The 6,211-nt window shown below is 37.0% G+C and carries 6 protein-coding genes and 4 pseudogenes; 5 read left to right on the top strand and 5 right to left on the bottom strand.

All coding sequences use genetic code 11. The features are described 5' to 3' along the window. Positions 1-154: 154 nt before the first annotated feature. Positions 155-1,240: a hypothetical protein gene (locus ACFINO_RS06060; RefSeq protein ID WP_375655246.1), complete on the bottom strand. Its 1,086-nt coding sequence runs from the start codon at positions 1,238-1,240 to the stop codon at positions 155-157. A gap of 381 nt (positions 1,241-1,621) precedes the next feature. Between ACFINO_RS06060 and ACFINO_RS06055 the strand changes: the two are divergent. Beyond that, a pseudogene (locus ACFINO_RS06055) lies at positions 1,622-2,358 on the top strand (antA/AntB antirepressor family protein). Next, positions 2,355-2,633 carry a hypothetical protein gene (locus ACFINO_RS06050; protein ID WP_375655245.1) on the top strand — a complete coding sequence of 93 codons (279 nt, stop codon included), beginning with the start codon at positions 2,355-2,357 and terminating at the stop codon, positions 2,631-2,633. Before ACFINO_RS06055 ends, ACFINO_RS06050 begins: the two are co-directional and overlap by 4 nt. A gap of 46 nt (positions 2,634-2,679) precedes the next feature. Here ACFINO_RS06050 and ACFINO_RS06045 read toward each other — a convergent pair whose 3' ends face one another. The 3 genes from ACFINO_RS06045 to ACFINO_RS06035 are packed head-to-tail and all read right to left on the bottom strand — an operon-like array spanning position 2,680 to position 3,448. Next, positions 2,680-2,826 (bottom strand): CopG family antitoxin, encoded by a 147-nt coding sequence (locus ACFINO_RS06045; RefSeq protein ID WP_375637094.1) that lies wholly within the window; start codon positions 2,824-2,826, stop codon positions 2,680-2,682. Between the two features lie 42 nt (positions 2,827-2,868). Next, positions 2,869-3,186: a type II toxin-antitoxin system HicB family antitoxin gene (locus ACFINO_RS06040; RefSeq protein WP_004856761.1), complete on the bottom strand. Its 318-nt coding sequence runs from the start codon at positions 3,184-3,186 to the stop codon at positions 2,869-2,871. Then, on the bottom strand, positions 3,176-3,448 hold the full coding sequence (locus ACFINO_RS06035) for a toxin HicA (RefSeq protein WP_375633831.1): 273 nt from the start codon (positions 3,446-3,448) through the stop codon (positions 3,176-3,178). The genes ACFINO_RS06040 and ACFINO_RS06035 overlap by 11 nt, the downstream gene beginning before the upstream one ends. A gap of 41 nt (positions 3,449-3,489) precedes the next feature. Between ACFINO_RS06035 and ACFINO_RS06030 the strand changes: the two are divergent. The 3 genes and pseudogenes from ACFINO_RS06030 to ACFINO_RS06020 all read left to right on the top strand — a co-directional run. Then, a pseudogene (locus tag ACFINO_RS06030) lies at positions 3,490-3,867 on the top strand (glycoside hydrolase family protein); the annotation flags it as partial. Continuing rightward, complete coding sequence (locus ACFINO_RS06025) at positions 3,864-4,091, top strand: hypothetical protein (protein WP_375635006.1); 228 nt, start codon at positions 3,864-3,866, stop codon at positions 4,089-4,091. The pseudogene ACFINO_RS06030 and the gene ACFINO_RS06025, both read left to right, overlap by 4 nt. A gap of 131 nt (positions 4,092-4,222) precedes the next feature. After that, positions 4,223-4,443: pseudogene (locus ACFINO_RS06020) on the top strand (hypothetical protein). A gap of 166 nt (positions 4,444-4,609) precedes the next feature. Here ACFINO_RS06020 and ACFINO_RS06015 read toward each other — a convergent pair. Next, a pseudogene (locus ACFINO_RS06015) lies at positions 4,610-5,728 on the bottom strand (tyrosine-type recombinase/integrase). Positions 5,729-6,211 lie beyond the last annotated feature (483 nt).

Here is a 6,211-nt window from a genome sequence, read left to right as displayed (position 1 = left end):
AGTATTGTGGTCCTCTCTCCTGAAAACAACAAAGCCCCCTCTTCTCAAGAACACTTCGTGGTCACAGATGTCCAAGCTTCAGAATCCGGTATGTATAAGCTTATCTTGCGGGAGCTAAAACAATGAACGTATCTTTATCTTGTGTGTTTAAAAATCAATAAAACTGTCCCAGAACTCGAATTACTGCTGTAAACCTTGGACTTGAAAAAGCAGTGAATCGGTAATTCCGTGGTATGCCGGTACGGAGACTGATTTGGCATTCATGGTATGTTATAGCTACTGATGCAATTCGTGTCCAAGTGGTTCGTTCATTCTTTTCAGGACTTTCAAATACAATGGCTTGATCGGTTACCAAAAGACGTCCTCTAAGTGGGATCTTTTTATTAATATCAAAGAAAACGCGTTCTTGAACTCCCAACAATTTTTCATTGTGTGCTAAACGATATTCATATTCGCTTGCGTCAAGCTCTTGAAACATTTTACACGCTTCAGAAAAACTAGACACTTTAATATCCGGTAGCAACATTGCAACTTGTTCTTCAAAAAGTTTTACTTTTTTCTTTTCAGAGTAGTGAGCGATCACCAAAAGTAAAACAATAATAATGGCTACTAATAACCATGGTGAAATACTTATTATTGCTACTATGCCCCCAATCAATAGAGCACAAAGGAGAAAAATCTTGATCCCCTTTTCCCACCGTTCGTTTTCAATTGCTGGAAACGTTTTATTAACAACTGAGAAATCAGAAGAAGGATGTGCAGGAGGGAGCGACATTGAAGCCTGTTCTGGAACTTTCTCTTCAAAACGTTTTTTGCGTTTATCTTGCCAATAAGCGAAAATGGAAAACGCAAAAAACGCAAAGAAAATTAACCAAAACCATCCCCAAAAGCCTAATCCATCATCTTTGTCTGGTTTGTTAACTTGAGTGGGGGTAATTTGCTTATCAGTATCCTCAGCTGGTACCTGAGTCACGCTTTCGTTTTGAGTAGCAACATCTATTGACGAAGTCGAGGAGGAGGTAACAATCTCGTTATTGTCTGCAACTTGATCTGGTTCATTTTTGTGGAAAAAAAACGCACCTAATATTGCAGAGCCGAGAAATAATAAAACTCCAATACCAAGAGTTTTCAGTCCGTTTTTCCGCCATTTCTTTATACATATTAAAACGAGTCCGACAATCATCACTGGTAATGATAACAAGCACACTATCATTGCAATTGTATCAAGTATGTCGAGCATTATTTTCCCCTCCGCTATAAATAAAAAATAATGCTGGTGAATTTAGAGTGAATCGACAAATAAAGTAAAGACGTACCATATATTTTATAAAAAAGTGATATTAATGCTTGACATCATCATAAGGATATGAATAATCGAATCATGTGCCTAAGAAACACCTTAAAACAACTAGCGGATTGGTTGCCGAAATAACTCGTTTTCCGCAATTTAAAAGCTTTGACTCATTGTATGCTACATGCATATAATAATATTGTCGGGTGTGGTTATGCCATATAATACCCTTTCGGGGAAAGCATAACGACGGGCTAGTTGCCGTGTTTCTTAGCGCCCGGCACTCTTTTAGAGTGTCATTAAGAAACCTCTAACAACTAGGAGTTCATTATGAACACACTTATAGAAATATCAGAACAGGTTATTGATCAGGAAACTGTTCAAACTGTTAATGCGCGTGAATTGCACGCATTCTTAGAGGCAAAACGAGACTTTTCCAATTGGATTAAAGACCGTATTATCAAATACAATTTAGAAGAGGGAATAGATTATATTTTAACGCTCGCCAAAACTAGCGAACGTCAAAATGTAGTGTTAAAAGAATATTATCTTACACTAAATGTAGCTAAAAAGCTTTCTATGCTTGAGAACAATAAGAAAGGTAGAGAAGCTCGTTTATACTTTATCAAATGTGAACGGCTTTTGAAACAAGTAGCAACACCACAAGTTGACTACTCCAAACCCGAAGCATTGCTTGGTGTTTTAAATCACTTACAAAGTCAAATTGAGCAGAAAGATCATGTGATTGCTGAATTAGCACCAAAAGCAGAAGCTTTAGAAGGTTTAAAGCGTTCTGATGGTCTGTTTGGCTTATCGAAGCAGCAAAGATGTTGGAAGTACGACCTAAGGATTTAACCGATTACTTGCGACAAAATGATTGGGTCTATCGACGGGCTCCAGGGGCGCCTCTGTTACCTTATCAGGATAAAATCAAGAAAGGATTCATGGATTGTCCCGCTATCACCATTCAAAGACCGGATGGTACAGAAAAGGTGCTGCCTTCAACGAAAATCACACCAAAAGGATTGGCATGTTTGAGAGAACAAATCCATGGGGGTGTACAATGAAGATAGATACCAACTTCCTATGCGATTTGTGGATGGTATTGTTTCAGTTTTCTAATCATCAAAGCATTGGAGATGAGGATTGCACTGCCATAATTGAGATTATGGGCATGGTGGAAAAAGCTTTGATTTTAAAACTTCAAAATGAGGTTCCAAATATTACGAAGATTTTAGCAATTCTTACAGATTTTGGAGATTCAGAGTTACCGCATAGCATGGATTCTTTGTTACGCGCTTATGAACCAAATTTCGAGAGCCCCATTAAAAAGGTTGCTTAACTTAAAAACAAAACTCCCCTCCCTATCGTTAAAGGTGGGGAGGTAGTCAAGAGACTTCTTTAGGTAAGAACTCAAAATGAACGGGTTTAAAACTAGTTAAGTCATAATCTGTAAGATCTGCAGTATCAACAAAGTTTTCTGCTTCTTCATCCGTCTTAAAAACGGGCATTTGTTTTAATTTAGAGGTTTTCATAAAAATTAAATTTCTTTTGATGTGTATAGAATTTTAAAAAATTCAAAGTTTAGAAGAAATGTATCTGTTTAAACTCACACCATTTTCAGCGGCTTGTATTGCAAGTTTTCTATGGAGTTCTGGTGGTATTCTTAATTGAAACTTACCACTGTATTTACCATGTGACAAAGGCACAGGAACTTCTTCTCCATTATGTTGCATGTCCTCCACAACTTCTGAAACAAGGTCCATAATGCCTTTTAAAGCTTTCTCTGCTTGAGCATCTAACCATGAAAGGGATGGGAATTCTGCACACAATCCGACATATTCCTCATCTTCTTGCGACCACAAAACACGATATGTATAATGATTATTGTTCATGTTTCATCCTTTCTATCGCTTGTAAGATTTGTTTGACTTGATAAGCTTTTGCTTTGTTACTAGAATCTTTTTGAATATTCACACGAGGATCACCAAGCCACGGTGTTTTAAAAACAAAGTGGCTTGTACCATTGTTCCGTGGTTCTCCAAAGAAATAGACACATACAGCCAACAAATCTGAAAACTTAATGTTCTTTGGTGATGCTTTCATCAAGCTGATTATTTTTTCAACTTTATTACTCATAACCAATGATAGTATCATTATTAATCCTAGTCAATCATTTTTAGAAATAGCGTCAACTAACAAGAGCCTTTTGTAACTCGACACTGTTAAAAAATCTCAATCAAGGTGAATATGAAGCCGTCCCTGCCGAGCTACAGAAATGGACCAAAGCAGGCGGAAAACGTCTTGAAGGTCTCACACACCGGCGTGCGGCAGAAACAGGCTTATGGGCGAAAGGGGTTTTTGTTTCCTCCAATTATCAAACAGTAGAAACGCAAGCATCAACGGGGATTTTCAAAGCCGAAGCCCTTGCACCGATTATTGGCTCTTTTTCTGGACTTGGTGGTTTGTTAGCAGGAAATGAACCAATCCAATGGGCTTTGGCAACCATTATGGTTTTAGCCGCATGTGCTGGTATTTTCTTTGTTGCTAAACGCTTTCAGGAGCACCGCCTATGATCTTATGGATGAAAAAAAATCTGATGGTAACAGGTGCGGCTTTAGCCGCTTTTTTTATGATTTTAGCAAGAGCTTTTACTCTTGGGAAAAAAGCAGAGCAACAAAAGCAAACAGAAAAAGCTTTAAAAGCAGCCATAACACGGCTGGAGGTGGAAAGTGAAGTTAATCAAAAAAGTGATGCTGATGTGCGTGCTGCTCTCTCTGACTGGTTGCGCAACAAATAAATATGCTTCTTCTTGTGTTGGCTGGTTGCCAATTTATTTAGACAAGAAAGATCTGAACACCATCAGTTCAAACTTAGCAAGAGAGATCTTAAAGCAAAATAATCTAGGTGAACGCTTGTGTGGGTGGAAACATGGCTAGAAAAAAAACACAAGACGATATAGAGCTTACAGAAGCAGAAAAAGAAATACTTCAAGAAATCATCATGACCTACAAAAGCGTGAAAATGATGTCTCGCTTGATAAAATGGATGGCATTCATCCCTCTTTTATGGTTATCCTTTATTTTGCTCGTCTTATGGATGCAATAGACAATGTCTTTGCACATTTTAAACAGTGGCTAACCAAAAACTGAAAGCTTTACCCCCTCCCCGCTTTTAAAGCGAGGAAAGAGAGATTATATCGTAATCTATCCGCTAATCGCTTAAGTGTTTCTTAGACACCTGACGCGACAATAGACATAACAATTATCAAGCCTCTTCGGATATAAAAGACGCCCATTGTTCTAAGAGGGCACGGCGCTATTCTAAAAAATCCGTCCGCATGTAAGCCTTTGTCACTGAATTCCCAACTGAATACGCAAGAACAGATTCTGCAATTTCAAATGGTGCTGACGTTGTCTCTGCTATCCAGTCCCACAGAATCGATCTGAAACCATGAAGTCTATAATCAAAACCTTTGTCTTTCATGAATTTAGAAAGTGCTACATCAGATATAGGCTTTTCAAAACTCTCAGCAAATAAAAAACCATTTTTTCTATTTTTTGCTTTTTCAATAACAGCAAGCGCTTCAGCTGTAAGCGGCACATGAAAATCAGAAACCTTTCCAACAATTCTCTTCATATTTTCTTTTGAGATAATCCATATTGATCCATAAATCTCTTCTGATCGAATATGCCTGATTGGTATAAAACAAAAAACCGTCAAAATAAGAAGTTTTAAAGCTAGATGTGATACAAGCTCATCATTTTAAGATTGAAAAAACTTAGGCATTTCTTTCCATGGCATAGCTGGAATATTTTGGGTATTTTGAATAAACTTTTCTAATAAAGCTTTTACTTTTAATTGCATATCCACATCTATACCAAGTGCCGCCGCATGTTTTATAGCTATATTCAAGCGGGATAGAGCTTTACTTGCTGTTTCGTTTTTTGTCTTCCAAATGGGAGAAATGCATCCTTTTATATCAATTTGCGTCAGTTCAATGATTGGCGTATCACCAAGTTTAGGAAAAACATGTAACTCAAGAGGTGTTAACCAGCTTGCTGCTTTTCCTTCATTTTTCAATTCGTTTTTTTTCGCTTCAAAAGCACTAGAGGCAATTTCTCGTAAAGAAATCCCCCCTGCTCGACGCAAATTTTCTTTTTGTTTTCGGCGAATCGGGTCAATTCTTTGATCTAAAAGATCACGATAAGCTAAAGCTTTGAACAGTGCTTCTTTTAAAGATACATAGCGACAAGAGCCTAATCCCATTTCTCGTCGTCTTTTATTGAGGTCAAACCTAAAAAACCATCATCCTTGATCTGGTGTAGTTTTGATAAGCCATAAACCAGCTCTGTCAGCATATTTTCCTTTAGATAGATTTTTTACAGATAAGACAGACAGTCTATCACGTTCTTCGAACCACCTTTTTAAAAACACCTTTTGAATTACACTTGGAGCACTTTCATCTGGTACCAAGATTATATATAAAAGGCAATTTAATAAATAAAATAAAATAAAAACAATTAGTTATTAAATAGAAAAAAGATAAACTGTGCTATCAGGTGATATTCTAGAGAGTTCTAAGGGAAGAAAAAATTGTTGCACAAACGTGCACGCCGTCCGCACCACTCTATGTGAATTTTTTTTATTTTCTCATTACTTAGATAGTAAAAACTCTCTTTAAGTTTACTGTTTGCAACTCTATAACGGTATTATAAAGTGATAACTGTAATAATATGAAAGACGAAGCAATCCTTCTTTGCCAACAAATGTTTCAACCACACCTCGTGAACTAAAAATTTTTTATTCTTAACAATTAAGAATCTGAGTAACTCTTCCTTACCTCCTCATTCTCACTCAAAGTCAAAGCCCCCCTTTTTTCACCATAAAATAGTGTTTACAATGCATAAAATTAAAAAA

It is taken from the genome of Bartonella sp. AA83SXKL, from assembly GCF_042196965.1.
In the GTDB taxonomy this organism is placed as follows: Bacteria; Pseudomonadota; Alphaproteobacteria; order Rhizobiales; family Rhizobiaceae; genus Bartonella.
This window is presented reverse-complemented; position numbering and strand designations above follow the sequence as displayed.

What these genes read in the sequence shown, in the direction of transcription:
- ACFINO_RS06060 (WP_375655246.1), bottom strand. Translation starts at nt 1,240, where the DNA reads ATGCTCGACATACTTGATACAATTGCAATGATAGTGTGCTTGTTATCA.
- ACFINO_RS06050 (WP_375655245.1), top strand. Translation starts at nt 2,355, where the DNA reads ATGAAGATAGATACCAACTTCCTATGCGATTTGTGGATGGTATTGTTT.
- ACFINO_RS06045 (WP_375637094.1), bottom strand. Translation starts at nt 2,826, where the DNA reads ATGAAAACCTCTAAATTAAAACAAATGCCCGTTTTTAAGACGGATGAA.
- ACFINO_RS06040 (WP_004856761.1), bottom strand. Translation starts at nt 3,186, where the DNA reads ATGAACAATAATCATTATACATATCGTGTTTTGTGGTCGCAAGAAGAT.
- ACFINO_RS06035 (WP_375633831.1), bottom strand. Translation starts at nt 3,448, where the DNA reads ATGATACTATCATTGGTTATGAGTAATAAAGTTGAAAAAATAATCAGC.
- ACFINO_RS06025 (WP_375635006.1), top strand. Translation starts at nt 3,864, where the DNA reads ATGATCTTATGGATGAAAAAAAATCTGATGGTAACAGGTGCGGCTTTA.